This is a genomic window from Raineyella sp. W15-4 (assembly GCF_033170155.1).
In the GTDB taxonomy this organism is placed as follows: Bacteria; Actinomycetota; Actinomycetes; order Propionibacteriales; family Propionibacteriaceae; genus Raineyella.
In genome coordinates, this window is record NZ_CP137079.1 from 2,898,176 (window position 1) to 2,923,754 (window position 25,579).

Sequence of the window (25,579 nt, forward strand, 5' to 3'; positions counted from 1 at the left end):
GGATCAGGAAGCGAGGACCTCGTCCAGCAGCTCCTCCGCGCGCACCTCGTCACACTTCTCGGCGAGGGCGACCTCCGACGCGAGCACCTGGCGGGCCTTGACCAGCATCCGCTTCTCGCCGGCCGACAGCCCACGATCGTTGCCGCGGCGCCACAGGTCACGGACGACCTCGGCGACCTTCAGCACATTGCCCGAATGCAGCTTCTCCAGGTTGGCCTTGTAGCGACGGGACCAGTTCGCGGGCTCCTCGGCATGCGGTGCGCGCAGCACCTCGAAGACCTTCTCCAGACCATCGGCATCCACCACGTCACGGACGCCGACCAAGTCGAGATTGCACGCTGGAACGCGGACCACCAGATCGTTCTGGCCCACGATCCTCAACACCAGGTAGAGCTTGTCCTCCCCCTTGATCTTGCGGGTTTCCATGTCCTCGATGACGGCCGCCCCATGATTGGGGTAGACCACCGTTTCACCGACTGCAAACGTCATACAGGTCCCCTTTCGCGTGCCGATTCTATCACGGAGCCCTCGGACACGCCCGGATCGAATTGGCACAGCCCGCTCCCAACCATTAGCGTGGAACAGATTGACGCGCGATCGTGACCGCGGCCGATGGCAAACGATGTGCCGGGCGACCGCCTTTCTGGCTACTCTGTGCACGAGTCTGACCTGGCCCAACGAGGAGTCCCGAATCGTGTCCACCCTGAAGAACCACGCCAAGCGCGCCGCTGTCGTCATCGTTGCCACCGCCTCCCTGTTCGGGCTTGCGGGCTGCCGGATGGGGTTCGAGCACCAGACGCTCCAGCAGTACACCCAGGCGGAGGGCGTGGACCTCGACCTCGCCGACGGCCACCAGGTCGAGCAGGGCAGGGGCTACATCAAGGTGCGCAACCTGATGGTCCTCGCCCAGCCCGACGGCTCCGAGGCCCGGCTGGCCGGCACCCTCTACGGGTCGCCTTCCAGCACACCGTTCAGCAACAGCCAGGCCGCCCAGGCCACCGAGCCCACCCTCGACACCCTCCAGTCGGTCTCCGGCCGGGCCCTCACCTCGACCGGCGATTCCGCCGGCACCCTGAGCGTCACCCTGCCCGAGCCACTGCCGATCACCGTGCAGAAGCCGGTCCAGCTGGAGGCCCAGAACACCGCGGTCACCGGGGCCAAGGTCACCCCGGGACTCGACGTCGAGCTGACCCTCACCTTCCAGAACAACGGTCGGCTGACCGCCCGGGTCCCGGTCGTCGACGCGACCAAGCCGGACTACGCGACGATGTCGCCGGTCGCCGCAGCGGCCAGCCCGAACGGCACCGCCAGCCCGAACGCCACGGCGACGGCCTCCGCCTCGCCGCGGGCGAACGGCTGAGCACACCGCGCCGCACCCGCACGACGACCTGCCCCCGGCCGGGATCCCTCCCGGCCGGGGGCAGGTAATTTTCCGGACGCCGGCCGCCCTACAGAGCCGGCAATCGTCAACCCTCGAACTTGTAACCCAGCCCACGGACGGTGACCAGATGGACCGGGCGGGCCGGATTCTCCTCGATCTTGGCGCGCAGGCGCTTGACGTGGACGTCCAGGGTCTTGGTGTCACCGACATAGTCGGCCCCCCACACCCGGTCGATCAGCTGACCGCGGGTCATCACCCGCCCGGCATTGCGCAGCAGCATCTCCAGCAGCTCGAACTCCTTGAGCGCCAGCCGGACCGGCTCACCGTTGACCGCCACCTCGTGACGTTCGACGTCCATCCGTACGCCGCCCGACTCGACCACGTCGGGAACGAGCTCGACCTCCTGGCCGCGCCGCAGGACGGCCCGGATCCGGGCCAGCAGCTCACGCTGGGAGAACGGTTTGGTGACGTAGTCGTCCGCACCGAGTTCGAGCCCGACGACCTTGTCCACCTCGGAGTCGCGGGCGGTGACCATGATCACCGGCACCGAACTCTGCAGCCGCAGCTGCCGGCAGACCTCGGTGCCGGAGATGCCCGGCATCATCAGGTCGAGCAGCACGATGTCGGCGCCGCCCCGATCGAACTCGGCCAGTCCCTCCGCACCGTCGGGCGCCTCGACGACATCGAAGCCCTCCTTGCGCAGCATGTAGGACAGCGCTTCGCGATAGGACTCCTCGTCCTCGATCACGAGAACTCGGGTCATCCCTCTACCTCCTGGGAGTGCGCCCCCCGCGCCACGGGCGCGTCGAGCTGGTACATGGTGGCGTAGCCGCCCGCGGAGGGGCCGTCGGTGACCTCCCGCTCGTAGTGCTGGGGGATCCGGATGGTGAACGTGGAGCCCTGCCCCAGCTTGCTCCAGACATGGACGTAGCCGCCGTGCGCGGCGGCGATGTGCTTGACGATGGACAGGCCGAGACCCGTCCCGCCGTTGTCCCGGCTACGGGCGTAGTCGACACGGTAGAACCTCTCGAAGATCCGCTCCACCTCGTCCTCCGGGATGCCGATCCCGTTGTCCGAGACGCTGATCTCGACGAAGTCCTCCTCCCCGAGCACCACGGCCCGCGCGGCCACGGCCACCCGGGCGCCCCGCTCGGAGTACACGATGGCGTTCTCGATCAGGTTGGAGACCGCGACCGTCAGCTGCTCCTCGTCGCCGATCACCTCCAGACCGGACGCGCCGGCGACGGTGAGGGTGACGTCCCGGTCGTCGGCGTCGACCCGGTTGCGGTCGACCGCGTCACCGATCACGTCGTCGATCAGCACCTCGTTCTGGTCGAGCAGCGGGTCGTCGGACTGCAGCCGGCTGAGGTCGATGATCTGGCGGACGAGATCGGACAGCCGATCCCCCTCGACCTGCAGCCGGCGGGCGAACCGTCGGACGTCCTCGGGACTGTCGGCGGCCTCCTCGACCGTCTCCGCCAGCAGGGTCACCGCCCCGATCGGGGTCTTCAGCTCGTGCGAGATGTTCGCCACGAAGTCCCGTCGGGTCTCGTCGACGCGGCGGGCGGCCGTACGGTCCTCGACCAGGACCAGCAACGTCCGCTCGTCCAGCGGAGCGACCCGCGCCATCAGGTGCAGGCTGGTGAGCCCCTCCCGCTTGAGGTCCAGCTCGGTGCTGCGCGACCGCCGGTCCTGGCGCACCTGCCGGACCAGGGTGAGCACCGCCGGGACCACCACCCGGGCCCCGCGGACGACGCCGAGCGTACGGGCCTGCGCGGTGGACTGGAGCACCTCGTCGTGCGGTCCGACGACCATCGCCCCCGCGCGGAGCACGTTGAGCACCTGGGAGACCTCGGGTCGTACCGTCACCCGGGCGGCCATCTCGGCCCGCAGCCGGTCCTCACGGAGCCGCCGCTCCCGAGCACGCAACGCCATGATCAGGATCCCCAGGAGCAGGCCCACCACGAGGCCACCACCGGCGGCGAGGTAGGCGTTCACAGGCCAGATCATACGGGGGCCGACCGGGCACCCCAACGACGAGATGACCGGTTCACACACTGTTCACGCGGAGTTCAGCCGAGGTGCCCCTGGCGCCGGATCTGTTGGGATAGCCTCCGGCATGCGGTCAGGGGGCCCGACGTCTTCCTCCGGGTCCGGGCCGCCGCGCGATCCTCCGACAAGCTATATTGGCTTGTCACCCCGCTGTAGAGCAGACAGGACGGCAACACGGTGACGAGGGACGATCCGGCACCCGGCAGGCCCCGGCGACGACCGGGACGGCGACCGGCCGTTGCCCCGCAGACCGCGGTCGACGGTCCGGCGCTCGGCGGCCCGACGGCGGGCCGGGGGAGGTACGAGAGGAGGATCGGCATGCGGGACACCTACCGGGAACAGCTCCGGGAGACGATGGCCGACCTGGCACGGATGGTCGACCTCGTCCACACCGCCCTCACCGACGCGACGACGGCCCTGTTGACCTGCGACCTGCAGCTCGCGGAGCAGGTGATCTCCAATGACCGGATGATCGACGACCTCGCCGAGGAGCTGGAGAAGCGGACCTTCTCGATGCTCGCCCGGCAGGCCCCGGTCGCCGGCGAACTGCGGACGGTGTTCTCCGCGATCCGGATGCTCGGCGAGCTCACCCGGATGGGTGACCTCGCCGCCCACGTGGCCAAGATCGCCCGGCTGCGTTTCCCGGAGTGCGCGGTCCCGGACACCCTGCAGGACAACTTCCGGCAAATGGCGGACGTGGCGGGGTCGATGGTCACCGACGCCGGAGCGATGCTGCGCGACCTGAACGTCGACACCGCCGGCCACCTCGCGACGGAGGACAAGGTGATGGACGGCCTGCGGCGGGACCAGTTCCGGGCGCTGGTCGACGGCACCTGGACCCACAGCGTGGAGGCGGCCGTGGACACCGCCCTGCTGGGGCGGTACTACGAGCGGATCGCCGACCACGCAGTCGAGATCGCCGAACGCCTGGTCTACGTGGTGACCGGGGACGACCCGGTCTGAGCCCCACCACGACACGCGCTGTCGGACAGTGGTAGCCGGTCGGGGAGCTCCCCGACCGGCTACCGCCGGGGCGTCAGCAGCGACGCTACTTCTTGCCCTGGTTCTTGACCGCCTCGATGGACGCCTTCGCGGCCTCCGGGTCGAGGTAGCGGCCACCGCCGATCGGCTTCAGGTCCTCGTCCAGCTCGTAGAGCAGCGGGATACCGGTGGGGATGTTGAGGCCGGGGATATCCGCGTCGGAGATCTGGTCGAGGTGCTTCACCAGCGCCCGCAGCGAGTTGCCGTGCGCCGCCACCAGGACGGTCCGGCCGGCCCGCAGTTCCGGGACGATCCGGTCATACCAGAACGGCAGCATCCGGGCGACGACGTCCTTCAGGCACTCGGTCTGCGGGCGGATCTCGCTGGGCAGATCGGCGTACTGCGGGTCGTGGTACTGCGACCACTTGTCGTCGGCATCCAGCACCGGCGGCGGCTGGTCGTACGACCGGCGCCACACCATGAACTGGTCCTCACCGAACTCCTCACGGATCTCAGTCTTGTTCTTGCCCTGCAGGGCGCCGTAGTGGCGCTCGTTGAGGCGCCAGGAACGCTGCACCGGGATCCAGTGGCGATCGCAGGCGAGCAGTGCGAGGTCGGCGGTGTGGATCGCACGCTTCAGCGTCGAGGTGAACAGGATGTCCGGCAGGAGACCCTCGGCGGCGAGCAGCTCGCCACCACGCTGGGCCTCGGCCTTGCCCTTGTCGTTGATGTCGACATCGACCCAGCCGGTGAAGAGATTCTTGGCGTTCCACTCGCTTTCGCCGTGGCGCAGCAGGATCAGCTTTGCAGTCATGACCCGAGCCTAGTGGTCGCCCGCCCCGCCGGTGGCACCGGCCCCCGGCTTCCGGCCGTCCCCCGATACGCGGGATACTCCGGGCATGAACGCTCCTGTCACGCCTGCCCGTCCCCTTGCCGTCGTCACCGGTGCCAGCAGCGGCATCGGCGCCGCGACGGCCCGTACCCTCGCCGACCAGGGCTACGAGGTCATCTGCGCCGCCCGCCGGGAGGACCGGCTGCGGGAACTCGCCGACGAGATCGGCGGCCGGGCCCAGGCCTGCGACGTCACCGACGACGACTCGGTCGCGGCACTCGCCGCAGCGGCCGGGCCGCAGGTCGAGCTGCTGGTCAACAACGCCGGCGGCGCGCTGGGACTGGCCCCGGTGGCCGAGGCGGACATCGACAACTGGCAGCGGATGTACGCCCTGAACGTACTGGGTTCCGCCCGGGTCACCCGGGCCCTGATTCCCGCCCTGCTGGCCGCCGACGGCGGGCGCGGGCAGGTCGTCTTCGTCACCTCGGTCGCCGCCGACGGCGGCTACGAGGGCGGGGCCGGCTACTGCGGGGTCAAGGCCGCCGAGCGCTCGATGGCCCAGTCGATGCGGCTGGAGATGTACGACCGGCCGCTGCGGGTGGCGGAGATCGTCCCCGGGATGGTGCGCACCGACTTCTCGCTGGTGCGCTTCGCCGGCGACCAGGCCCGCGCCGACGCCGTCTACGCGGGGGTCGAGGGGGTCCTCACCGCCGACGACATCGCCGCCTGCATCGGCTTCGTCGCCTCGCTGCCGGCGCACGTCAACATCGACCGGATGGTGGTCCGCCCCCGGGTCCAGCCGGCCCAGCACAAGATCTTCCGGGGCCAGTGAGCCACATCTGGCGTCTCACATCTGGCGTCTCAGTTGCCGGCGCCGGACAGAGGCCCGCCCGACCCACGCCATGACGCGGATCAGGCGGGAAGTCCCCGTGGGGCGGTGAGGTGAGCCGGTGAGCCGCCAGAATCGGCTCACCTCACCGCGGGGATACAGGTCACTCAGGCCATCGCGATCAGGGCCTGACCACCCTGGACGGCCTCGCCGACCTCGACCAGGATCGAGCCCACCGTGCCGTCGGCCGGAGCGGTGATCTCGGTCTCCATCTTCATCGCCTCGAGCACCACCAGCACCTGGCCGGCAGTGATCTCCTGGCCCTCCTCCACCATGATCCGGGCGACCGACCCGGCGAGCGGGGCGACCACCGAGTTGGCGCTCGCCGCCGGCATCGTCGACGTCACCGGGGCGGTCGGCGCCGGGCCGGTGTAGGCACCGATCACGCCGAGGTCACCGAGCGAGGGGCGCGTCTGCTCGACCTCGACGTCGACGTCGTACGGGGTTCCGTTGACCGTCACCTTGAGTCTCATGTCTGTTCCTCCTCGTCCTCAGTGCAGCGTCAGCGGGGCCTGGCGGGCGGGCCGCGCCTGGGTCTTGCGGTGGTCCTGGACCTCCATCCGGCCGGCGGCGGTCCACCCCGAGCCCTCATGGAATTGGATCTGCTTGACCCTGGCCCGGTGACCCAGGACGGCCGCAACGGCCGCCGCGATGACCATCAGGGTGTCCTCGTCGACCTGGTGCTCCTCGGCCCACCGGACCGCCATCCGGTCGAACTCCACCATCCGCTGCTCCGCCGCGGCGAGCCGCGCGGTCAGCTCGGCCACCTGGTCCTTGAGAGCAGTGATCTCGTTCTCGTCAGTCATCGTCACTCCCGATCACACCGGCCCGAGGCCGTGCTTCTTGTCCGGGCGCAGCTGGCGCTTCGACCGCAGGACCTCCAGCGCCATCGCCACCTCGCGCCGGGTGTCGGCCGGGTCGATGATGTCGTCGACCAGTCCCCGCGACGCGGCCATGAACGGCGTGGCGAAGGTCTCGCGGTACTCCTCGACCAGCTCCGCCTTGCGCGCCACCGGATCGTCGGCCTCGGCGATCTCCTTCTTGAACACGATGTTCGCCGCACCCTCGGCACCCATCACCGCGATCTCGGCGGTCGGCCAGGCGAACACCTTGTCGGCGCCGAGGTCCTTGGAGCACATCGCCAGGTAGGCCCCGCCGTACGCCTTGCGGAGCACGATGGTGACCTTCGGGACGGTCGCCGCGGAGTAGGCGTACAGCATCTTCGCGCCGTGGCGGATGATGCCGCCGTGCTCCTGGGCGACCCCCGGCAGGAAGCCGGGCACGTCGACGAAGGTGACCAGCGGGATGTTGAAGGCGTTGCAGAAGCGGACGAACTTCGAGCCCTTGTCGGAGGAGTTGATGTCCAGCACCCCGGACATCACGCTCGGCTGGTTGGCCACCACACCGACGGTGTAGCCGTTGACCCGGGCGAAACCGACGACGATGTTCTGGGCGTAGCCGGCCTGCACCTCGAGGAAGTCGGCGTGGTCGACGACGCCCCGGACGATGTCGCGGACGTCGTAGCCCTTCTTGCCCTCCACCGGCACGACGTCGCGCAGCGAGGCGTTCGGCTCCACCACGTCGTCGGGGTTGACCCGCGGCGGCTCGGAGAGGTTGTTCTGCGGCAGGAAGCTGAGCAGCTTCTTGGCGATCAGGATGGCCTCGTCGTCGTCGTTGGCGACGAAGTGGTTGACGCCCGAACGGGCCATGTGCGCGTCCGCGCCGCCCAGCTCGTCCTGGGTCACCTTCTCGCCGGTCACCTCGGTGATCACGTTCGGCCCGGTGATGAACATGTGGGCCTTGCGGGTCTGGATGATGAAGTCGGTCAGCGCCGGGGAGTACGCGGCACCACCGGCGCACGGGCCGGCGATGATCGAGATCTGCGGCACCGCGCCGGACAGCCGGACGTTCGAGTAGAACACCTGGCCGTAGCCGGACAGCGAGTCGATGCCCTCCTGGACCCGGGCGCCGCCCGAGTCGTTGATGAAGACGAAGGGCGTGCCGGTCGACAGCGACGCCTCCATCATCTCGACGACCTTCTTGGACTGCGTCTCGCCGGCGGAACCGCCCATCACGGAGAAGTCCTGGGAGGCGACGTGCACCGGGCGGCCGAGAACGGCGCCGGAACCGGTCACCACGCCGTCGGCCGGGGCCTTGGCGGTGTCCATCCCGAAGGTGGTGGTCCGGTGGGTCCGGAACATCCCGGTCTCCTGGAAGGTGCCCGGGTCGAGCAGGGCGGCGATCCGCTCCCGCGCGGTCAGCTTGCCCCTCTCGTGCTGCTTCTCCAGGCGGGACTTGCCGCCACCGAGGACGGCCTCGTCACGACGCTCCTGCAGCGTGGCGAGGCGGTCGGACATGTCGTGGATCTTCTCTGCCATGGTCGTCACCTCACGCCGGCTCGACGGACACCGAACGGGACTGGCCGTTGATGGTGACCTTGTACTGGATCGGTTCGTGGAGGGCCTTGTCGAGGCCGGCGGCCTTCCGGCGCTCCTCCTCGACCTGTTCCTCGGTCATCCCCACGTTGCGGGGGCCCTGCGGGCGCTCCTTGAAGAACTTGGCGGCGACCTGGGGGAACATCGCGTTGGTGAGGATGTCCTCCTCGGTCCCGTTGAAGCCCTCGAGACCTTTGGCCTGCTCGGCCAGGCTGCCCCACTCGGGCGCCAGCAGGTCGGCGGGACGCTCGGTGATGGGTTCCTTCTTCGTCTGGGCCTTGGCCTTCTCGACGACCTCGGCGTTGCGTTCGCCGGGGCACTCGCCGTAGTAGCCGAGCATCAGGTCGGCGAACTCGCCGGTGAGCACCTTGTACTCACCCATCAGCACGTTGAACACGGCCTGGGTGCCGACGATCTGCGAGGAGGGCGTCACCAGCGGCGGGTAGCCGGCGTCCTTGCGGACGTTCGGCACCTCGGCCAGCACCTCGTCCATCCGGTCGCCGGCACCCTGCGCCTTGAGCTGCGACTCCATGTTGGAGAGCATCCCGCCGGGGATCTGGGACTGGAAGATGTCGGTCTTGACCCCGGTCACGGCGGACATGAACTTCTTGTACTTCGGCGCCACCTTGGCGAAATGCTCCCGGATCGGCTTGAGCCGGCTGCGGTCCACGGTGGTGGTGTACGGGGTGCCGTCGAGCATCTCGATCACCGACTCGGTCGGGTTGTGCCCCGGGCCGAGCGACATCGAGCTGATCGCGGTGTCGACGACATCGGCGCCGGCCTCGATCGCCTTCATCAACGCCACCTGGGTGACACCGGTGGTGGAGTGACAGTGCACGTTGATCTGCACGTCCTGGCCGTAGGTGTCCTTGATGCCCTTGACGATGTCGTACGCCGGCTGGGGCTTCAGCAGCGCGGCCATGTCCTTCAGCGCGATCGAATCGGCACCCATGTCGAGCAGCCGGCCGGCCAGCGTGATGTAGTCCTCGGTGGTGTGCACCGGGCTGACCGTGTAGCAGATCGTGCCCTGGGCGTGCTTGCCCGCCTTCTTGACGGCCTGCATGGCGTGGGCCACGTTACGCGGGTCGTTCAGCGCGTCGAAGACACGGAACACGTCCATGCCGTTTTCGGCGGACTTCTCGACGAACCTCTCGACCACCTCGTCCTCGTAGTGGCGGTAGCCCAACAGGTTCTGCCCGCGGAGCAACATCTGCAGGCGGCTGTTCGGCATGAGCGTGCGGAAAGTCCGCAGTCGCTCCCATGGGTCCTCGTTCAGGAAGCGGATGCAAGCGTCGTACGTTGCACCGCCCCAGCACTCCACGCTCCAGTAACCGGCAGCGTCGATGTCAGCGCAGGCGTCGACCATGTCTTCCATGGCCATCCGCGTCGCCATCAGGCTCTGGTGCGCGTCGCGAAGGACGAGTTCGGTGATACCAATCTCTCGCGGCTTCATGGGCCCCATCCTGCCATCGTCACGATCGACGGATTCCGGCCCCCTCCCCTTCCCGCGAACCGCGCTCTGCTAGGAACGACGCGGGTCACATCGGGTCCGGCCCAGGAACGGCAATCTTCTACGTAACCTGTCGTACGACATAGTGTCGTAAATCTCACCCCGATTTGTCCTGACAATAAGTCGTTACCGGGTCAGGGCTCGCGCAGCCCCGGCACCCGGCGGCGCAACTCGGTCAGGAAGACGCTGCGCACCTGGTCGGGGTCGAGCACCCCGTCGAGACGGCGCAGCGCTCCCGCCGCGGCCCGTTCGACGACGGCCAGCCAGGCCTCCCCCATGGCGTACGTGAACGACGACGCCACCGCCGCCCCGATCGCGCCGCCGGCGACCGACCCGGCCCCGGGGATCAGCTTGAGCAGACCGGTCACCGAGGCCCGGCCCGCCTGGGTCGCCACCGTGGTGGAGGCCACCGCCATCAGCGCGGCCCGGTCCACCGGCACCTGGTAGAGCTGCGAGATCCGCGCCATCATCGCCAGCTGCAGCGGCACCAGCACGGTGGCGTCGGAGAACGGGATCGGGGTGGCGCCGGTGGCCGCCGCCCCGGCCGCGGTGCCGGCTATGAACCGGCGCGCCTGAGCCGCCTTGCGCCGATGATCGATCTGCTGGGCCGCGGTGAGCGCGGCATGGACCGCCGCCGGCGCGCCGCGAAAGGTCGCCTCGAGGAGCGCCGTCAAGCCGTAGGACGACTGACCACTGAACGGGTCCTCCAGTGCGTAGGTGAGATACGGGTGGCCGTCGACGATCGGCAGGCCGAGGTCGGTGATGTGCTGGGCCAGGGCCACCGCATCGGGATGCAGCCGGCCGGCGGCGTCCCGGGGCACCTGGGTGAGCACCATGATCACCGGCAGGTCGAGGGCGTCCAGGCGACGGACGAACTCGGCCTCGAACGGCTCGAACCGGCGGTCCATCCCCCGCACGCAGTACCAGACCACATGGATCTGGGCCTCCACCGGCTCGCGGCGCATCCGCCGGACGTAGCTCTCCAGCTCCTTGAGCAGCTGCCGGTCATCCCGGCCGATCTCCAGCCCGCGGGTGTCCAGCAGCCCCAGCTGGCCGCGGTCGTCGAGGTAGAGGTGGGAGTCCCGGGTGACCGGCTCACCGATCCCGGTGGCCGCCACCGGCGCGCCGAACACGGCGTTGACCAGGGTGGACTTGCCGACCCCGGTCTTGCCGAAGAGCGCCAGGTTGAACCGGCCGAGCAGCTCCAGCTGCCGCTCGTACTCCGTACGGAACGCGTCGGTGAACCAGTCGGGCATGGCACGAGCCTAGTGCGCGATGCCATCAGGATTGTCGCTGCGGTGCCGCCGGGAACTACCATCTGTGTGCCTCTGTCCTCGGACAGCCCTACATTTCCAGAAGTGAAAGTCACGCTTATGCCCCAGCGCTCCGACCTGCGCAACATCGCCATCGTCGCCCACGTCGATCACGGCAAGACCACCCTCGTCGACGCCATGCTGTGGCAGTCCGGCGCCTTCCGCGAAGGTCAGGACGTGAACAACCGGGTGATGGACTCGATGGACCTGGAGCGGGAGAAGGGCATCACCATCCTCGCCAAGAACACCGCGGTCAAGCACGTGATCCGCGGCCAGGACGTCACCATCAACATCATCGACACCCCCGGCCACGCCGACTTCGGCGGCGAGGTCGAGCGCGGTCTGGAGATGGTGGACGGGGTGGTGCTGCTGGTCGATGCCTCGGAGGGGCCGCTGCCGCAGACCCGCTTCGTGCTCCGCAAGGCACTCGCCAAGCGGCTGCCGCTGATCGTCGTGGTGAACAAGGTCGACCGCCCCGACGCCCGGATCGGCGAGGTGCTCGAGGAAACGTACGACCTCTTCATGGACCTGCTGCCGGAGGACTCCGACGGCTCGGTGCTGGACTTCCCGGTGGTGTACGCCTCGGCGAAGGCCGGCCGGGCCTCGCTGACGAAGCCGGCCGACGGCGGGATGCCGGACTCCCTGGACCTGCAGCCGCTGTTCGAGACCATCCTCGACACCATCCCCGCCCCCAGGTACGAGGACGGGGCGATCCTGCAGGCCCACGTCACCAACCTCGACGCCTCCCCCTACCTGGGCCGGCTGGCGCTGTGCCGGGTCAAGCAGGGCGAGCTGCACAAGGGCCAGACGGTGGCCTGGTGCAAGCGCGACGGCAGCATCGAGAACGTCAAGCTCTCCGAGCTGCTGATGACCGAGGCGTTGGAGCGGGTCCCCGCCGAGACCGCCGGTCCCGGCGACATCGTCGCCATCGCGGGCATCCCGGAGATCACCATCGGCGAGACGCTCTCCGACCCGGAGAACCCGCAGCCGCTGCCGCTGATCACCGTCGACGAGCCGTCGATCTCGATGACGATCGGGATCAACACCTCCCCGCTGTCCGGCCGGTCGGGCAAGAACCTCACCGCCCGGCTGCTCAAGGCCCGGCTGGAGCGGGAGCTGATCGGCAACGTGTCGATCCGGGTCAACCCGACCGAGCGTCCCGACACCTGGGAGGTGCAGGGCCGCGGCGAGCTGCAGCTGGCGGTGCTGGTCGAGACGATGCGCCGCGAGTCGTTCGAGCTGACCGTCGGCAAGCCCGAGGTGGTGACCCGGCAGATCGACGGCAAGCTGCACGAGCCGACCGAGTTCCTCACCGTGGACGTGCCGGAGGAGTACGTCGGGGCGGTCACCCAGATGCTGGGCACCCGCAAGGGCCAGCTGCGGACGATGACCAACCACGGCTCCGGCTGGGTGCGGGTGGAGTACATCGTGCCCTCCCGCGGCCTGATCGGCTTCCGCACCGAGTTCCTCACCGAGACCCGCGGCACCGGCCTGATGAACCACGTCTTCGAGGGCTACACGCCGTGGGTCGGCGAGCTGCGGACCCGGCCGAGCGGCTCGATGGTCGCCGACCGGCTCGGCACCGTGTCGTCGTACGCGCTGTTCAACCTGCAGGAACGCGGCACGCTGTTCATCAAGCCGAGCGACGAGGTGTACGAGGGCATGGTCGTCGGCGAGAACTCCCGCCCCGACGACATGGACGTCAACCCCACCAAGGAGAAGCACGTCACGAACGTCCGCTCCTCCACCGGTGAGGAGCTGGAACGGCTGGTCCCGCCGCGGCTGATGAGCCTGGAGCAGTCGCTGGAGTTCTGCCGCGCCGACGAGTGCCTCGAGGTGACCCCGGAAGCGGTCCGGATCCGCAAGACCATCCTCGACCACAGCGAGCGGGTGAAGGCGGCCCGCCGGGCCAAGAGCTGATGCCGGCGGCTACTGGCCGACCGGCTGGTGGAGGGAGCCCGGGAAGGTGCCGGGGACGCCGGCGGTGATCCGGCTGCCGTCGCGGCGGACGCCGATCACCGTCTGCGGCGGCACCGGGCCGGGCACCACCGGCCCCTGGTCGGCCAGCGGCACCCGTACACTGCGACACTCCGGGCAGACCTCATAGCGCTCGCCGCGCACCAGGAAGGTCTCGTACGTGCCGTCCAGCATGCTCACGGTGAGCGCCTCGCGGCTCAGCTCCACCGCGATCGACCCGCCGCGGCGGCGCAGCCGGAACCGCATCGAGTCCCACTGTGCCGGCAGCCTCGGGTCGAACGACAGCTCGCCGTGGTGGTCCCGCATGCCGGCGAAACCGGCGGTCAACGCCAGCCACACCCCGCCGGTGGAGGCCACGTGCACCCCGTCGGAGGTGTTGCCGTGCCGGTCGGCGAGGTCCACGAACAGGCCGCCGAAGAAGTACCGCAGCGCCAGCTCCTGGTAGCCGACCTCGGCCGCGATGATCGCCTGGACCACACTCGACAGGGTCGAGTCGCCAGTGGTGATCGGGTCGTAGTACTCGAAGTCGGCCCGCTTCTGCTCCAGCGGGAACTGGTCGCCCTGGAGCAGCATGGCCAGCACCACATCGGCCTGCTTGAGCACCTGGAACCGGTAGAGCACCAGCGGGTGGTAGTGCAACATCAACGGGAACCGGTCGGACGGCGTCGCGTCGAGGTCCCACACCTCACGGTCGAGGAAGTGGGCGTCCTGGGGGTGGACGCCGATGTGGTCGTCGAACGGGATGAGGATGTGGTCGGCGCAGCGCCGCCACTCCTCCACCTCGTCCTCCCGCAGGCCGAGCCGTTTGGCCATCCGTTCGTACGCCTCCGGCCAGGCGGTGGCCAGGGTGGCGACGGCGTCCCCCGCCAGCCACAGGTTGTGCCGGGCCATCACGTTGGTGAACAGGTTGTCGTTGACCACCGTGGTGTACTCGTCCGGGCCGGTCACCGCGTGGATGTGGAAGACCGCCTCGCCGTTGTCGGTCCAGAACCCGAGGTCGGCCCACATCCGGGCGGTCTCGACCAGCACGTCGATGCCTTCCCGGAGCAGGAAGTCGACGTCGCCGGAGGCCTCCACGTAGCGGTTGAGGGCGTACGCGATGTCGGCGTCGATGTGGTATTGAGCGGTGCCGGCCGCATAGTAGGCCGAGGCCTCCTCGCCGTTGATCGTCCGCCACGGGAAGAGCGCCCCGCGGGTCGACATCTCGTCCGCGCGGCGGCGGGCGTTGTCGAGCATCAGGTAGCGGAACCGCAGGGCGCTGCGGGCCACCTCGGGCATGGTGTAGGTGAGGAACGGCAGGACATAGATCTCGGCGTCCCAGAAGTAGTGGCCGGAGTAGCCCGATCCGGTCACCCCCTTCGCCGGGATCCCGTACGTCTGGGACAGCGCGGAGGCCTGGGCGAGTTCGAAGAGGTTCCACCGGACCGCCTGCTGGACCGCCGGGTCCGCTCCGACCACCACATCGGCGTCGGCCCAGAAACCGCCGTACCAGTCCCGCTGCGCGGCCCGGTACTCCGCCACCCCGGTGACCAGCGCCCGGTCCAGGGTGCGCCGGACCCGGTCGATCAGCTCGCGCACCGGCACCGTCCGGGAGGTGTGGTAGGCGGCGTACTTGACCAGCCGGATCGGCTTGCCGCGCTCGGCCCGGACCCGGAAGATCACCTTGGCCACGTCGTCCTCGGACATGATCAGGGACTCGCTGTCGTTCTCGGTCTCGATGATGTGGTCGATGCCGACGGTGAGTGTCATCCCGGACTCGCTGGCGCGGAAGCCGAGCATCGCCCGCAGTCCCTTGGTCCAATTCATCTGCGGTTCCAGCACCCGGCGGTCGAGCCCATCCGCGCGGCGGGGGTCCAGTCCCTGGGCGGCGGACCGGACGTGGTACTCGTCCTCACCGTCCTGACGGTTGAGGATCTGGGAGGAGATCACCACCGGGGCGTCGGCGTCGAGCAGGGTCACGTCCATGGTCATCACGGCGAGGTGCCGCTCGGTCATCGACACCATCCGGGTGGTGTCGATCCGGACCGTCTTGCCCGCCGGCGTACGCCACACCAGGTGACGGCGCAGCACGCCGTCGCGGAAGTCGAGGCTCCGCTCGTACTCCTCCAGGTCGGCGACCGGGATGTTGATCGGCTCGTCGTCGACGTAGAGCTTCAGCACCTTGGTGTCCGGGGCGTTGACGATCGTCTGGCCGACCCGGGCGAAGCCGTACGCCTCCTCGGCGTGTCGGATCGGCCAGGTCTCGTGGAACCCGTTGACGAAGGTGCCATGGGCGAAGCTCTCCCGCCCCTCCTCCGGGTTGCCGCGCATCCCCAGGTAGCCGTTGCCGACGGCGAACAGCGTCTCGGTGCGGCCCAGGTCCGCCCGGTTCGGGGAGGTCTCCACCAGCCGCCACTCGTCGACCGGGAACCGGGTCCGGTCCATCGGGTCGACCGGATCCGGCGGGGTGTGGGAATCCTGCGGTGAGCGCATCGGTGTCCTCGCGGTGGTGGGTGAGAGGTCGGGACGACCGGTCAGGGTGTCGGGACGAGATCGGCGAGATCGGCGACGACGAGATCGGCGCCGGCGTCGCGGAGGGCGGCCACGCCGACACCGCGATCCACACCGATCACGGCCGCGAAGCCGCCGGCATGGCCGGCAGCCACCCCGGAGACGGCGTCCTCGACGACGACCGCCCGATCGTACGGCACGCCGAGCAGCCGGGCGGCGTAGCGGTAGGTGTCGGGGGCGGGCTTGCCCGGCAGCCGCTGCGCGGCGGCGACCAGGCCGTCGACGACGACCGGGAACCGGTCGGCCAGCCCGGCGGCCTCGAGCACCGCCCGGGCGTTGCGGGACGAGGAGACCAGGGCGGCGGCGATGCCCTGGCCCGCCAGCCAGTCGAGCAGCCGCAGCGAGCCGGGGTAGCCGGCGATGCCGTCGCGGTGCAGCACGGTCAGGAAGGCGTCGTTCTTCCGGTTGCCGAGCCCGTGGACCGTACGGGCCTGCGGCGGATCCCCGGGGTCCCCCTCGGGCAGGGTGAGGCCGCGGGAGGCGAGCACGGCCCGCACCCCGTCGTAGCGCTGCCGGCCGTCGACATAAGCAAAGTAGTCGGCGTCGCTCCACGCCGCGGCGCCGGCATCGCGGAGGACCTCCCCGAACAGGTCGGCCCAGGCCCGCATGTGCACCTCGGCGGTGGGAGTGATCACCCCGTCCAGGTCGAACAGGGCCGCATCGACAGAGCGCCAGTCCAAGGACGTCATGGACGTCACTGTAGGCGGGGGCCATCGGCCCGGAAAACGGCCGTACCGGGACTGCAACACTCCTGATACCGAGGACCGCCCGGCGGGGTCCCGAACGTCGGTCAACCCCGGCCGGGCCGGACGTGCAGACCGACCTCGGGATCGACCAGCACCTCCTGGGTGGCGGCGACGTCCCCGACGACCAGCGACGCGTCCACCGGGGTCGACCGCTTCACCAGGGCCAGGGCGATCGGCCCCTGCTCGTGGTGCCGGGCCGACGACCCGACGACACCGATCGGGCGCTCCGGGGCGTCCCGGAGCGCGATCTCCTCCCCGTGGCCGGGGAGCCGGTCCACCGACCCGTCCAGCTGGAGCCGGACCAGCCGGCGCGGCGGCCGCCCCAGGTTCCAGACCCGCGCCACGGTCTCCTGCCCGGTGTAGCAGCCCTTGTCCAGGTGCACTGCCCCGCCGAGCACACCGATCTCGTTGGGGATGGTGCGCTCGTCGGTGTCCAGACCGATCCGGGGCACGCCGGCGGCGATCCGCCGGGCCTCGTACGCCCACAGGCCGGCCCGGTGCGGCCGGTCGGCGAGATCGGCCAGCGCCGCCCGGGGCAGGAACAGGTCGGTGCCGCCCAGGCTGTCGTCCGCGCTGCGGGTGATCAGCGGCGCCGGGAAGCCGGCCGGGTCCGCCACGGTCCAGACCACCGCCACCTCGGCGCTGCGGTCGGTCACCTCGACCCGGCTGAGGAACCGCATCCGGTCGAGGAAGGCGACCAGGTCCCCGACCCGGCCCGGCTCGGTGTGGCCCCACAACACCTCCCCGTCGTCGACGAGGAACAGGGCGTGGTCGATGTGTCCCTGCGGGTCCAGCAGCAGCGCGGTGGTGCCCCGGTGCGGCGCCAGCGCGGTGAGGTGCTGGGTGGTCATCGCATGCAGCCAGGTCAGCCGGTCCGGACCGGCGACGGTGAACACGCCGCGGTGGGACAGGTCCACCCAGCCGGTGCCGGCGTCCAGCCCCCGCTGCTCGCGGACCGGGTCGCCGCAGTGCACCACCGCGCCGGCATCGGGGCCGGTCTCGGCAGGTACGCATCCCATCGGTGCTCCTCCCGCCGTCAGAGTGCGGTGCGCCGGAGCCGGGCCCACAGGTACGGCTGTAACGCATGCTCGGTGGTCGCCCGGTCGAAGGTCCACAGCAGGTCACCCTCGACCTGGCCGTACAGCCGCTGCCCACCGGTGTAGCCGGGCGCGGTCGCCGTCCGCGCCACCGCGTCGGTGACCAGCTCGATCTTCGCCCCCTCGACCGTGCCGAACCACACCTCCGACCATCCCTCCGGGTGGCACATCACCACCTCGACGGACCGGTCGGGCTGCGGCCGCCAGAAGCCGGTCTCCATCGACCGGGGGGCCAGCGGGCGGCCCTCCTCGTCGGCGACGAAGGTCTGGGAGAGATAGTGCAGGTAGTCCCCACCGTTCTCGGTGAACTCGACCACCTGCCCGTACTCGAACTCGCCCTCTCCGGGCCACTGGCCCTTACCGGTGCCCTCCCAGCGGCCGATCATCCAGGCGATCGGCATCAGCACAGGGTCGAGGTCCGGGCGAATCTCGAACATGTCAGTCCCGTCCTTGTCGGTGTGTGATCAGGCGGACGATCCCATAGAGGGCCAGCAGGCCCACGAGCAGGCACATCCCGATCAGGAGTGCCGAGGAGAAGGTCGTCACCGCACCAGTCTACCGGGGCGTTCCACCGAGCCCCCGGACGCGGAGCGGCCCGCCCGGCCGGACGGATCAGTGCAGCGGTGCCACCGGCGGCTGGTCCATCACCACGGTGACCGGGCCGTCGTTGACCAGCGAGACCTGCATCATCGCGCCGAACTCGCCGGTCTGTACGGTGGCGCCGAGGCCCTTCAGCGCCCGGACGAAGGCCTCCACCAACGGCTCGCTGACCGGGCGGGGCGCGGCGGCGCTCCACCCCGGGCGGCGGCCCTTGCGGGTGTCGGCGTAGAGGGTGAACTGCGAGACGACCAGGATCGGGGCCCCCAGGTCGGCGCAGGACAACTCGCCGGCCATGATCCGCAGCTGCCAGATCCGCTCGGCCAGCCGCTGGGCGTACGCCTCGGTGTCGTCGTGGGTGACGCCGAGCAGGACCAGCAGGCCGGGACCCTCGACGGCCCCGACCACCCGTCCCTCGACCGTCACCGACGCCTGACCGACCCGCTGCACCACCGCTCGCACAGCTGCCGACCCTACCCGCCCAGGAAGCCCGACGATCCTCACGATCCCGTGGTCAGCCGCCGGCGAACGGCGGCAGCGCCTCCAGTTCCACCCCGCCGGCGAGGGGACGGGTACGGTCCTCCGCACCCAGCCGCCGCCCGTCGAGCAGGAACGAGCACAGGCCCAGCACCCGGCCGAACTCGGCCGCACCCCCGCGGCGTGCCTCGGCCTGCCGGAGGGCGTCCGCGACGGTTCCCGCCTCGAACTCCTCGGACTCCACGCCGGCGGCGTCCCGCGCGCCGGCCCAGTAGCGGATGGTCACTGTCGCCATGCCGCCATGCTCGCACGCCGGTGACGACGCCGCCGGGGTGTTCGCCCGTCGTAACGGCGCCGCCACGATGTTCCGGCCGGGTAACAAGCCTGTTGCGGTGTGATGGCGCCCCCAGCCACGATCCGCGCGATCACGCGGGTCGGCGGGCGACAGGGAACGCCGGTCGCCGCGATCGGGCATCACGGAGCGGCGCGGGAGCGGTACTTTTCTCCCGGGAGGTGAACGCGGTGCAACTACTGCTGATGACCACGCGCAGCGACACGGAGAGCGTGCTGCCCTCCCTGGCCCTGCTGCCGCACCAGGTCGCCCTGGCGCCACTGGACGCGGCGGTCCTCCTGCACGCCCAGCTGCCGGACGTGATCCTGGTGGACGCGACCACGGCACTGACCGCCGCCCGGGCGCTGACCCGCGTCATCGGGACCAGCGGCAAGCACGCGCCGATCCTGCTGGTCTCCGGCGAGGGCGGGCTGCCCGCACTGTCCACCGACTGGGGATTCGACGACTTCGTGCTGGCCAGCGCCGGTCCGGCCGAGCTGGAGGCGCGGCTGCGGCTGGTCACCTCGCCGGTCGGTCGCGACGAGGTGATCTCCGCCGGCAGCGTGACCATCGACGAGGCCAGCTACGCGGCGGCGGTCAACGGCCAGCCGCTCGACCTCACCTACACCGAGTTCGAGCTGCTCAAGTACCTGTTGCAGCACCCGGGGCGGGTGTTCAGCCGCGAGCAGCTCCTCGCCGATGTCTGGGGCTACGACTACTTCGGCGGTACCCGTACGGTCGACGTCCACGTCCGGCGACTGCGGGCGAAGCTCGGCCCCGAGCACGAGGGCATCATCGGCACCGTCCGCAACGTCGGCTACCGGCTGGTCCCCGAGGGCGGCAACTGAGCCCGTGCTGGACCACCCCGCAGCGGGTGGTTACCGTGGGCCCCATGCGCTACGAGCCGGAGCTCCTCGACGATCTGGATGCCACCCAACGGACCCTGGTCCTGGCCCTCACCGCCGAGGTGGCCGCCGTCGACGGGCAGGACCCGCTCAACGAGGCGGCCCGGATGAGCCTCGAGCCCGGCGCGCACACCGCGCGACACATCCTGCTGGACGGCCCGGCCGGCCCGGAGGCGTACGCCAACCTGCTGCCCACCGGCGACCTGGAGACGATCCAGCTCGCGGTGGCGCCCGAGGCGCGGTTCACCGGGCTCGGGTCAGCGGTCCTCGCGGCGGCTCTCGCCGCCGTCCCGGAGGGTGCCACCGCGGCGATCTGGTCCTTCGGTGACCTACCCGCCGCCCGGGGCTTCGCCCGGGCCCACGACCTGCGGCCGGCCCGCGAACTGCTGGTGATGGAGACCTCGCTGGACGAGATCCCGCCGGCCCGGCTCCCGGCGGGGGTGACCGTCCGCGGGTTCCGGTCCACCGACGAGGCCGCGCTGCTCGACGTCAACGCCCGGGCCTTCGCCCACCATCCCGAGCAGGGCGCCATGGACGCCGCCGACTTCGCTGCCCGGACGGCCGAACCGTGGTACCGCCCCGAGGACCTCCTGGTCGCCGACCACGCCGGGCGCCTGGTCGGCTTCCACTGGACCAAGCGGCACGACAGCGCGTTGTGGGAGGTGTACGTGATCGCCGTCGATCCCACCGCCCACGGCGGCGGCATCGGCAAGGCGTTGCTCCGCGCCGGGCTGCGCCACATGGCCGACGAGGGCGGGCGGCGGGTGCGGCTGTACGTCGAGGGCGACCAGGAGACGGCGGTCGGGCTCTACCGGGCGCACGGCTTCCGGACCGTCCACACCGACGTCATGTACGTCACCGGGTGACCGCGGGTACGTCGCGGGGTGACCGCTCACCCCGCCGACGAGGTCGAGCACCGGGCCCTACTATGGACCCGCCCGCCCGCCGCCCGGTCGGTGCGTCACCTCGAGACAGGTCCCACCACCCATGACCACTCCGAGCCCGAGTCCGGTGCTGGCCGCCGGCGCCGTCGTGCTCCGTCCGTCACCCACCGCCGAGGACACCACCGAGGTCCTCGTTGTCCACCGCCCACGCTACGACGACTGGTCCCTGCCGAAGGGTCACGTGGATCCCGGGGAGCAGTTGCCGGTGACGGCCGTCCGGGAGGTCCGCGAGGAGACCGGCTGGGTGATCCGGCTCGGCGCCCGGCTCGACACCACCGCCTACCCGGTCAACGGACATCCCAAGGAGGTCCACTGGTGGGTGGGCACCCCGGTGGCGGACAGTGGTCTGGACACCGACGCCGAGACCGACGAGGTGCGCTGGCTGACGGTCGACGCGGCGGTCGGCCTGTTGACCTTCGATTCGGACCGGCAGCTGGTCCGTCAGGCGCTCGACCGCCGGTCGCTGGTGCCGTTCGTCCTGGTCCGGCACGGCAAGGCCCTCTCCCGGACCAAGTGGAGCCGGGAGGACCGGCGTCGTCCGCTCACCGCCCGCGGCGAGCGTCAGGCCATCGCCCTCGTCCCGCTGCTCAACGCCTTCGGGATCGGCCGGGTGCACAGTTCCGAGGCGGTGCGCTGCCGGGACACCCTGGCCCCCTATGCCGAGGCCGCCGGCCTGCAGCTGACCGCCCACGCCTCCCTGGACGAGGAGGCGGCGCAGACCGCCCCTGACCGGGCCGCCGCCCGCACCCGTACGCTCGCCGCCGAGGCCGCCACCACCGGCGTGCCCACCGCCGTCTGCGGGCATCGACCGGTGCTCCCGTTCATGCTGGCGGCCCTCGGGGTGGCGGACCGGCCGTTCGGTACCGCCGACGCCCTCGTCACGTACGTCAACGCGGACGGGACCAGCGGATCGGACCCCGACCACTTCCCCGGCGCCGAGGAGGACTGAGCCGCCGGCCCGGTCCCACCGGACCCGGGAAGGGGCGTAGGGTGACGCCGGGCCACCATGGATTTCCCGGTTCACTGGGACCGATACGTGACCAAATCGTGACCGCCACGCACCTCGTGTTCACCGAGAGTTCACCGAAGGATCCACGTCGCGTCACCACCCGCCCCTAACGTCCGATGCGGGACCACCACGTGCGGCCCCGTGCTCGACCATCCTCGTCCCGAAGGGAATCTCGTGAAGATCTCGCGTGTTGGCGCAACCGTCGCCGCTGCCACCGCCCTGGTCCTCGGCCTGTCGGCCTGCTCCTCCTCCAACACCCCCTCTGCCACGCCCTCCAAGAGCGTCGGCAACCTGACCGGGACCCTGTCCGGGGCCGGCGCGTCGTCGCAGGAGTCCGCGATGACCGCCTGGATCGACGGCTTCAAGGCTGTCCAGCCCGGCCTGACCGTGCAGTACAACCCGACCGGCTCGGGCGCCGGCCGCACCCAGTTCCTGGCCGGCTCGGTGAACTTCGCCGGCTCCGACGCCTCGCTGAAGTCCGACGAGTGGGAGAAGTCGAAGTCCATCTGTGGCACCGACGGCGCCTTCAGCGTCCCGGCCTACATCTCCCCGATCGCGGTGGCCTACAACCTGCCGTCGGTCAAGGAGAGCATCAACATGGATGCCGACACCATCGCCAAGGTGTTCTCCGGCAAGATCACCACCTGGAACGATCCGGCCATCGCCGCGCTGAACTCCGGTGTCACCCTGCCCAGCACCAAGATCACCGTCGTGCACCGCGCCGATGACTCCGGCACCACCGAGAACTTCACCGACTACCTGCACGCCGCTGCCCCGAGCTCCTGGGCCGACGCCAAGGCCCAGGCCTGGCCGAAGCAGCTGACCGGCCAGGAGTCGGCCCAGCAGACCACCGGTGTCGTCTCGCTGACCCAGTCCACCGAGGGTGCCATCACCTACGCCGACGCCTCGGCGGTCGGCACCCTGGGCACCGTGGCCGTCAAGGTCGGCAACGACTTCGTGAAGTACTCCCCGGAGGCCGCCGCCAAGACCGTCTCCGCCGCAACCAAGGTCGGTGGCCAGGCCCCGCAGGACATGGGCCTGAAGCTCGACCGGACCTCCACTGCGGCCGGGACCTACCCGATCGTCCTGGTCTCGTACCACATCTTCTGCTCCACCTACAAGGACCAGGCGACCGCTGACGCCGCCAAGGCCTTCGGCGAGTACGTGCTCTCCTCCGACGGTCAGCAGGCCGCCGCCAAGGCCGCCGGCTCCGCCCCGATCGGTGGCGACACCGAGCAGCAGGCCCTGGCCGCCATCGCGACCATCAAGGCCGGCGCCTGAGCGATCCTGGATCGCTCATCCGTGATCGGATAGTTCCTCCGGACAGCCGTCGAACGCCCTCTGACGTCCGACGGCTGTCCGGCCTTCCCGTCTCGTCACTCCACACCCTGTAAAGGAGGAAACCTTGTCCGAGACCACTGTGACTCCGCCTGACGCCCCTGGCGATCTCGCCCGGCGCGGCGCCGCAGGACGTGCGAGCGACAGGATCTTCAACGGCCTGACCCTGGGCGCCGGCATCCTCATCTTCGTCGTGCTGGCCCTGGTCACGCTCTATCTGATCCTGCAGTCCATCCCCGCCATGACGGCGGCCCCCGACCAGATCTCCACCAAGACGTCGTTCTGGACGTACGTCGCCCCGCTCGTCGTCGGCACCCTGATCGCCTCGCTGATCGCCCTGCTCGTCTCCACCCCGGTGGCGGTCGGCGTGGCCCTGTTCATCTCGCACTACGCCCCGGCCCGGATCTCGAAGGGCGTCGGCTACGTCATCGACCTGCTGGCCGCCATTCCGTCGGTCGTCTTCGGTGCCTGGGGCTTCACCGTGTTCGGCCCGGGCCTCGTCCCGGCCTACAAATGGCTGAACGAGAACCTGGGCTTCATCCCGATCTTCGGGACCCCGTCGACCACCGGCCGTACGTTGCTGACCGCCTCCCTGGTGCTGGCGGTGATGATCCTGCCGATCATCACCTCGCAGTGCCGGGAGATCTTCATCCAGACGCCGGCCCTGCACCAGGAGGCCGCCCTGGCACTGGGTGCCACCAAGTGGGACATGATCCGGGCCTCGGTCTTCCCGTTCGCCCGCAACGGCATCGTGTCCGCCATCATGCTCGGCCTCGGCCGCGCGCTCGGTGAGACGATGGCCGTCACCCTGGTGCTCTCCCGCGGTGCGCTCACACCGAACCTGATCGGCGTCGGCAACAACACCATCCCCGCCGAGATCGCGCTGAACTTCCCCGAGGCCTTCGGGATGCGTCAGAGCGAGCTGATCGCCGCCGGTCTGGTGCTGTTCATCATCACCTTCCTGGTGAACATGATCGCCCGGTGGATCGTGGGCCGTTACTCCGAGTTCTCGGGAGCCAACTGATGTCGTCGACCGCTACCCCCACCTCCAACCAGGACCCGCGTCCGCAGCGGTCCGCCGGCCCGGTCAACGAGCTCACCGCCGGCCAGCTGCCCCGCTGGTCCCGACCCGTCGCGCTGGCCGCGGCGATCGTCGTCTCCGCCCTGATCGTCCTGCTCATCGGCTGGAGCTGGGTCGGTTTCGCCGTCATCGCGGCGCTGCTCTTCCTGATCGGCTACGCCGTCTGGGCGTACGTCACCGAGGGCTACCGCCACAGCCTCGACACCTTCTGGGGCACCCTGGTCTGGTTGGCCTTCTTCCTGGCCCTCGTCCCGCTGGTCTCGATCATCTGGACCGTGGTCTCCGTCGGCGGACCGACCCTGATCAAGCCCGGCTTCCTCATCTCCGACATGGCCGGGATCTCCGGCCTGCAGGACGCGGCCGCCGTCAAGGGCACCGGGCCGCTGATGGGCGGCATCGGGCATGCGCTGATCGGCTCGCTGCTGATCACCGTGGCGGCAACCATCATCTCGGTGCCGATCGGCCTGCTCACCTCGATCTGGCTGGTCGAGTACAGCCGGGGCGGCTGGTTCACCCGGACCACCACCTTCCTGGTGGACGTGATGACCGGCATCCCGTCGATCGTCGCCGGCCTGTTCGCCGCCGGCATCATGCTGACCTTCTTCAACTGGGCCAACAACGGCGTCTCCGGCGGCAAGCACATCATGGGCATCACCGCCGCCATCGCGTTGTCCGTGCTGATGATCCCGGTCGTCGTCCGGACCACCGAGGAGATGCTCCGGGTGGTGCCGAACGAGCTGCGGGAGGCGTCGTACGCCCTCGGCATCCGCAAGTGGCGGACGATCTTCAAGGTCGTCATCCCGACCGCCATCTCCGGCATCGCCTCCGGGGTCACCCTGGCGATCGCCCGAGTGATCGGGGAGACCGCCCCGATCCTCGTCACGGCGGGAGTTGCGACGTCCATAAACTGGAATCTGTTCAGTGGCTGGATGATGACCCTGCCGGTCTTCATCTACCGCCAGTTGATGAACCCGACGGCCCCAGCGGCGCCGCAGCCGTCGACGGACCGGGCCTGGGGTGCGGCGCTGGTGCTGATCATCGTGGTGATGCTGCTCAACCTCATCGCCCGGCTGGTCGCCCAACGGTTCGCCCCGAAGACCTCGGGCCGCTGAGCTCCGACGACACAGAAGGAAA

Annotated in this window: 25 protein-coding genes; 10 read left to right on the forward strand and 15 right to left on the reverse strand. The window is 70.1% G+C overall.

Annotation, left to right across the window (positions count from 1 at the left end; all coding sequences use genetic code 11):
- Positions 1-3: 3 nt before the first annotated feature.
- A complete protein-coding gene (locus R0145_RS13595; RefSeq protein ID WP_153572518.1) occupies positions 4-489 on the reverse strand; it encodes a CarD family transcriptional regulator in 486 nt (161 codons plus the stop codon).
- A gap of 205 nt (positions 490-694) precedes the next feature.
- Between R0145_RS13595 and R0145_RS13600 the strand changes: the two genes are divergently transcribed.
- Positions 695-1,360, forward strand: coding sequence for a hypothetical protein (locus R0145_RS13600; protein ID WP_317837401.1), 666 nt, complete (start codon positions 695-697; stop codon positions 1,358-1,360).
- Positions 1,361-1,466: 106 nt separating this feature from the next.
- On the opposite strand, the gene R0145_RS13605 is transcribed toward R0145_RS13600, so the two are convergent.
- Together R0145_RS13605 and R0145_RS13610 are read right to left on the reverse strand one after the other, a co-directional pair.
- The gene (locus tag R0145_RS13605) at positions 1,467-2,144 is read right to left on the reverse strand and encodes a response regulator transcription factor (RefSeq protein ID WP_317837402.1); all 678 of its coding nucleotides are present in this window, start codon (positions 2,142-2,144) and stop codon (positions 1,467-1,469) included.
- Complete coding sequence (locus R0145_RS13610; protein WP_411742050.1) at positions 2,141-3,391, reverse strand: sensor histidine kinase; 1,251 nt, start codon at positions 3,389-3,391, stop codon at positions 2,141-2,143. The genes R0145_RS13605 and R0145_RS13610 overlap by 4 nt, the downstream gene beginning before the upstream one ends.
- Before the next feature lie 360 nt (positions 3,392-3,751).
- Between R0145_RS13610 and phoU the strand changes: the two genes are divergently transcribed.
- Complete coding sequence (phoU, locus tag R0145_RS13615) at positions 3,752-4,396, forward strand: phosphate signaling complex protein PhoU (RefSeq protein WP_317837404.1); 645 nt, start codon at positions 3,752-3,754, stop codon at positions 4,394-4,396.
- 85 nt (positions 4,397-4,481) lie between these two features.
- On the opposite strand, the gene R0145_RS13620 is transcribed toward phoU, so the two are convergent.
- Positions 4,482-5,228 carry a phosphoglyceromutase gene (locus R0145_RS13620; RefSeq protein ID WP_317837405.1) on the reverse strand — a complete coding sequence of 249 codons (747 nt, stop codon included), beginning with the start codon at positions 5,226-5,228 and terminating at the stop codon, positions 4,482-4,484.
- A gap of 85 nt (positions 5,229-5,313) precedes the next feature.
- Between R0145_RS13620 and R0145_RS13625 the strand changes: the two genes are divergently transcribed.
- Entirely contained in the window at positions 5,314-6,078 is a 765-nt protein-coding gene (locus R0145_RS13625) for an SDR family NAD(P)-dependent oxidoreductase (RefSeq protein WP_317837407.1), read from the forward strand.
- A 164-nt stretch (positions 6,079-6,242) separates the two neighbouring features.
- Here R0145_RS13625 and R0145_RS13630 read toward each other — a convergent pair whose 3' ends face one another.
- The 5 genes from R0145_RS13630 to R0145_RS13650 all read right to left on the reverse strand — a co-directional run bounded on the left by R0145_RS13630 (position 6,243) and on the right by R0145_RS13650 (position 11,336).
- A complete protein-coding gene (locus R0145_RS13630) occupies positions 6,243-6,608 on the reverse strand; it encodes a biotin/lipoyl-containing protein (RefSeq protein WP_317837408.1) in 366 nt (121 codons plus the stop codon).
- A gap of 18 nt (positions 6,609-6,626) precedes the next feature.
- Positions 6,627-6,941, reverse strand: a complete 315-nt coding sequence (locus R0145_RS13635; RefSeq protein WP_317837409.1) for a hypothetical protein — start codon at positions 6,939-6,941, stop codon at positions 6,627-6,629.
- Between the two features lie 12 nt (positions 6,942-6,953).
- Positions 6,954-8,513 carry an acyl-CoA carboxylase subunit beta gene (locus R0145_RS13640; protein ID WP_411742051.1) on the reverse strand — a complete coding sequence of 520 codons (1,560 nt, stop codon included), beginning with the start codon at positions 8,511-8,513 and terminating at the stop codon, positions 6,954-6,956.
- 10 nt (positions 8,514-8,523) lie between these two features.
- Positions 8,524-10,023: a methylmalonyl-CoA carboxytransferase subunit 5S gene (locus R0145_RS13645; protein WP_317837410.1), complete on the reverse strand. Its 1,500-nt coding sequence runs from the start codon at positions 10,021-10,023 to the stop codon at positions 8,524-8,526.
- Between the two features lie 191 nt (positions 10,024-10,214).
- The gene (locus tag R0145_RS13650; protein ID WP_317837411.1) at positions 10,215-11,336 is read right to left on the reverse strand and encodes a GTPase family protein; all 1,122 of its coding nucleotides are present in this window, start codon (positions 11,334-11,336) and stop codon (positions 10,215-10,217) included.
- Positions 11,337-11,453: 117 nt separating this feature from the next.
- On the opposite strand from R0145_RS13650, the gene typA reads away from it, so the two are divergent.
- Complete coding sequence (gene typA, locus R0145_RS13655) at positions 11,454-13,313, forward strand: translational GTPase TypA (protein ID WP_317840252.1); 1,860 nt, start codon at positions 11,454-11,456, stop codon at positions 13,311-13,313.
- A gap of 9 nt (positions 13,314-13,322) precedes the next feature.
- On the opposite strand, the gene R0145_RS13660 is transcribed toward typA, so the two are convergent.
- The 6 genes from R0145_RS13660 to R0145_RS13685 form a co-directional block, all read right to left on the reverse strand.
- A complete protein-coding gene (locus R0145_RS13660) occupies positions 13,323-15,842 on the reverse strand; it encodes a glycoside hydrolase family 65 protein (protein WP_317837412.1) in 2,520 nt (839 codons plus the stop codon).
- Between the two features lie 41 nt (positions 15,843-15,883).
- Positions 15,884-16,609 carry an HAD-IA family hydrolase gene (locus R0145_RS13665; protein ID WP_317837413.1) on the reverse strand — a complete coding sequence of 242 codons (726 nt, stop codon included), beginning with the start codon at positions 16,607-16,609 and terminating at the stop codon, positions 15,884-15,886.
- Between the two features lie 101 nt (positions 16,610-16,710).
- Positions 16,711-17,685 carry a folate-binding protein gene (locus R0145_RS13670; RefSeq protein WP_317837414.1) on the reverse strand — a complete coding sequence of 325 codons (975 nt, stop codon included), beginning with the start codon at positions 17,683-17,685 and terminating at the stop codon, positions 16,711-16,713.
- 17 nt (positions 17,686-17,702) lie between these two features.
- Positions 17,703-18,200, reverse strand: a complete 498-nt coding sequence (locus R0145_RS13675) for an FABP family protein (RefSeq protein ID WP_317837415.1) — start codon at positions 18,198-18,200, stop codon at positions 17,703-17,705.
- A gap of 175 nt (positions 18,201-18,375) precedes the next feature.
- The gene (gene dtd / locus R0145_RS13680; RefSeq protein ID WP_317837416.1) at positions 18,376-18,822 is read right to left on the reverse strand and encodes a D-aminoacyl-tRNA deacylase; all 447 of its coding nucleotides are present in this window, start codon (positions 18,820-18,822) and stop codon (positions 18,376-18,378) included.
- A gap of 52 nt (positions 18,823-18,874) precedes the next feature.
- The gene (locus tag R0145_RS13685) at positions 18,875-19,132 is read right to left on the reverse strand and encodes a MoaD/ThiS family protein (protein WP_317837417.1); all 258 of its coding nucleotides are present in this window, start codon (positions 19,130-19,132) and stop codon (positions 18,875-18,877) included.
- A 242-nt stretch (positions 19,133-19,374) separates the two neighbouring features.
- On the opposite strand from R0145_RS13685, the gene R0145_RS13690 reads away from it, so the two are divergent.
- From R0145_RS13690 to pstA, 6 genes are all read left to right on the forward strand, one after another.
- Entirely contained in the window at positions 19,375-20,016 is a 642-nt protein-coding gene (locus tag R0145_RS13690) for a response regulator transcription factor (protein WP_317837418.1), read from the forward strand.
- 44 nt (positions 20,017-20,060) lie between these two features.
- Positions 20,061-20,939: a mycothiol synthase gene (gene mshD / locus R0145_RS13695; RefSeq protein ID WP_317837419.1), complete on the forward strand. Its 879-nt coding sequence runs from the start codon at positions 20,061-20,063 to the stop codon at positions 20,937-20,939.
- Positions 20,940-21,060: 121 nt separating this feature from the next.
- Positions 21,061-21,966 carry an NUDIX hydrolase gene (locus R0145_RS13700; RefSeq protein WP_317837421.1) on the forward strand — a complete coding sequence of 302 codons (906 nt, stop codon included), beginning with the start codon at positions 21,061-21,063 and terminating at the stop codon, positions 21,964-21,966.
- A gap of 234 nt (positions 21,967-22,200) precedes the next feature.
- Positions 22,201-23,307: a phosphate ABC transporter substrate-binding protein PstS gene (pstS, locus tag R0145_RS13705; RefSeq protein ID WP_317837422.1), complete on the forward strand. Its 1,107-nt coding sequence runs from the start codon at positions 22,201-22,203 to the stop codon at positions 23,305-23,307.
- A 124-nt stretch (positions 23,308-23,431) separates the two neighbouring features.
- Complete coding sequence (pstC, locus tag R0145_RS13710) at positions 23,432-24,388, forward strand: phosphate ABC transporter permease subunit PstC (RefSeq protein WP_317837423.1); 957 nt, start codon at positions 23,432-23,434, stop codon at positions 24,386-24,388.
- On the forward strand, positions 24,388-25,557 hold the full coding sequence (gene pstA / locus R0145_RS13715; protein ID WP_317837424.1) for a phosphate ABC transporter permease PstA: 1,170 nt from the start codon (positions 24,388-24,390) through the stop codon (positions 25,555-25,557). The genes pstC and pstA overlap by 1 nt, the downstream gene beginning before the upstream one ends.
- Positions 25,558-25,579 lie beyond the last annotated feature (22 nt).

Bases quoted from the DNA above. Each gene is read 5' to 3' on its own strand.
- R0145_RS13595 (WP_153572518.1), bottom strand. From the start codon at position 489: ATGACGTTTGCAGTCGGTGAAACGGTGGTCTACCCCAATCATGGGGCG.
- R0145_RS13605 (WP_317837402.1), bottom strand. From the start codon at position 2,144: ATGACCCGAGTTCTCGTGATCGAGGACGAGGAGTCCTATCGCGAAGCG.
- R0145_RS13610 (WP_411742050.1), bottom strand. From the start codon at position 3,391: ATGATCTGGCCTGTGAACGCCTACCTCGCCGCCGGTGGTGGCCTCGTG.
- phoU (WP_317837404.1), top strand. From the start codon at position 3,752: ATGCGGGACACCTACCGGGAACAGCTCCGGGAGACGATGGCCGACCTG.
- R0145_RS13620 (WP_317837405.1), bottom strand. From the start codon at position 5,228: ATGACTGCAAAGCTGATCCTGCTGCGCCACGGCGAAAGCGAGTGGAAC.
- R0145_RS13625 (WP_317837407.1), top strand. From the start codon at position 5,314: ATGAACGCTCCTGTCACGCCTGCCCGTCCCCTTGCCGTCGTCACCGGT.
- R0145_RS13630 (WP_317837408.1), bottom strand. From the start codon at position 6,608: ATGAGACTCAAGGTGACGGTCAACGGAACCCCGTACGACGTCGACGTC.
- R0145_RS13635 (WP_317837409.1), bottom strand. From the start codon at position 6,941: ATGACTGACGAGAACGAGATCACTGCTCTCAAGGACCAGGTGGCCGAG.
- R0145_RS13640 (WP_411742051.1), bottom strand. From the start codon at position 8,513: ATGGCAGAGAAGATCCACGACATGTCCGACCGCCTCGCCACGCTGCAG.
- R0145_RS13645 (WP_317837410.1), bottom strand. From the start codon at position 10,023: ATGAAGCCGCGAGAGATTGGTATCACCGAACTCGTCCTTCGCGACGCG.
- R0145_RS13650 (WP_317837411.1), bottom strand. From the start codon at position 11,336: ATGCCCGACTGGTTCACCGACGCGTTCCGTACGGAGTACGAGCGGCAG.
- typA (WP_317840252.1), top strand. From the start codon at position 11,454: ATGCCCCAGCGCTCCGACCTGCGCAACATCGCCATCGTCGCCCACGTC.
- R0145_RS13660 (WP_317837412.1), bottom strand. From the start codon at position 15,842: ATGCGCTCACCGCAGGATTCCCACACCCCGCCGGATCCGGTCGACCCG.
- R0145_RS13665 (WP_317837413.1), bottom strand. From the start codon at position 16,609: ATGACGTCCTTGGACTGGCGCTCTGTCGATGCGGCCCTGTTCGACCTG.
- R0145_RS13670 (WP_317837414.1), bottom strand. From the start codon at position 17,685: ATGGGATGCGTACCTGCCGAGACCGGCCCCGATGCCGGCGCGGTGGTG.
- R0145_RS13675 (WP_317837415.1), bottom strand. From the start codon at position 18,200: ATGTTCGAGATTCGCCCGGACCTCGACCCTGTGCTGATGCCGATCGCC.
- R0145_RS13685 (WP_317837417.1), bottom strand. From the start codon at position 19,132: ATGGCGACAGTGACCATCCGCTACTGGGCCGGCGCGCGGGACGCCGCC.
- R0145_RS13690 (WP_317837418.1), top strand. From the start codon at position 19,375: ATGACCACGCGCAGCGACACGGAGAGCGTGCTGCCCTCCCTGGCCCTG.
- mshD (WP_317837419.1), top strand. From the start codon at position 20,061: ATGCGCTACGAGCCGGAGCTCCTCGACGATCTGGATGCCACCCAACGG.
- R0145_RS13700 (WP_317837421.1), top strand. From the start codon at position 21,061: ATGACCACTCCGAGCCCGAGTCCGGTGCTGGCCGCCGGCGCCGTCGTG.
- pstA (WP_317837424.1), top strand. From the start codon at position 24,388: ATGTCGTCGACCGCTACCCCCACCTCCAACCAGGACCCGCGTCCGCAG.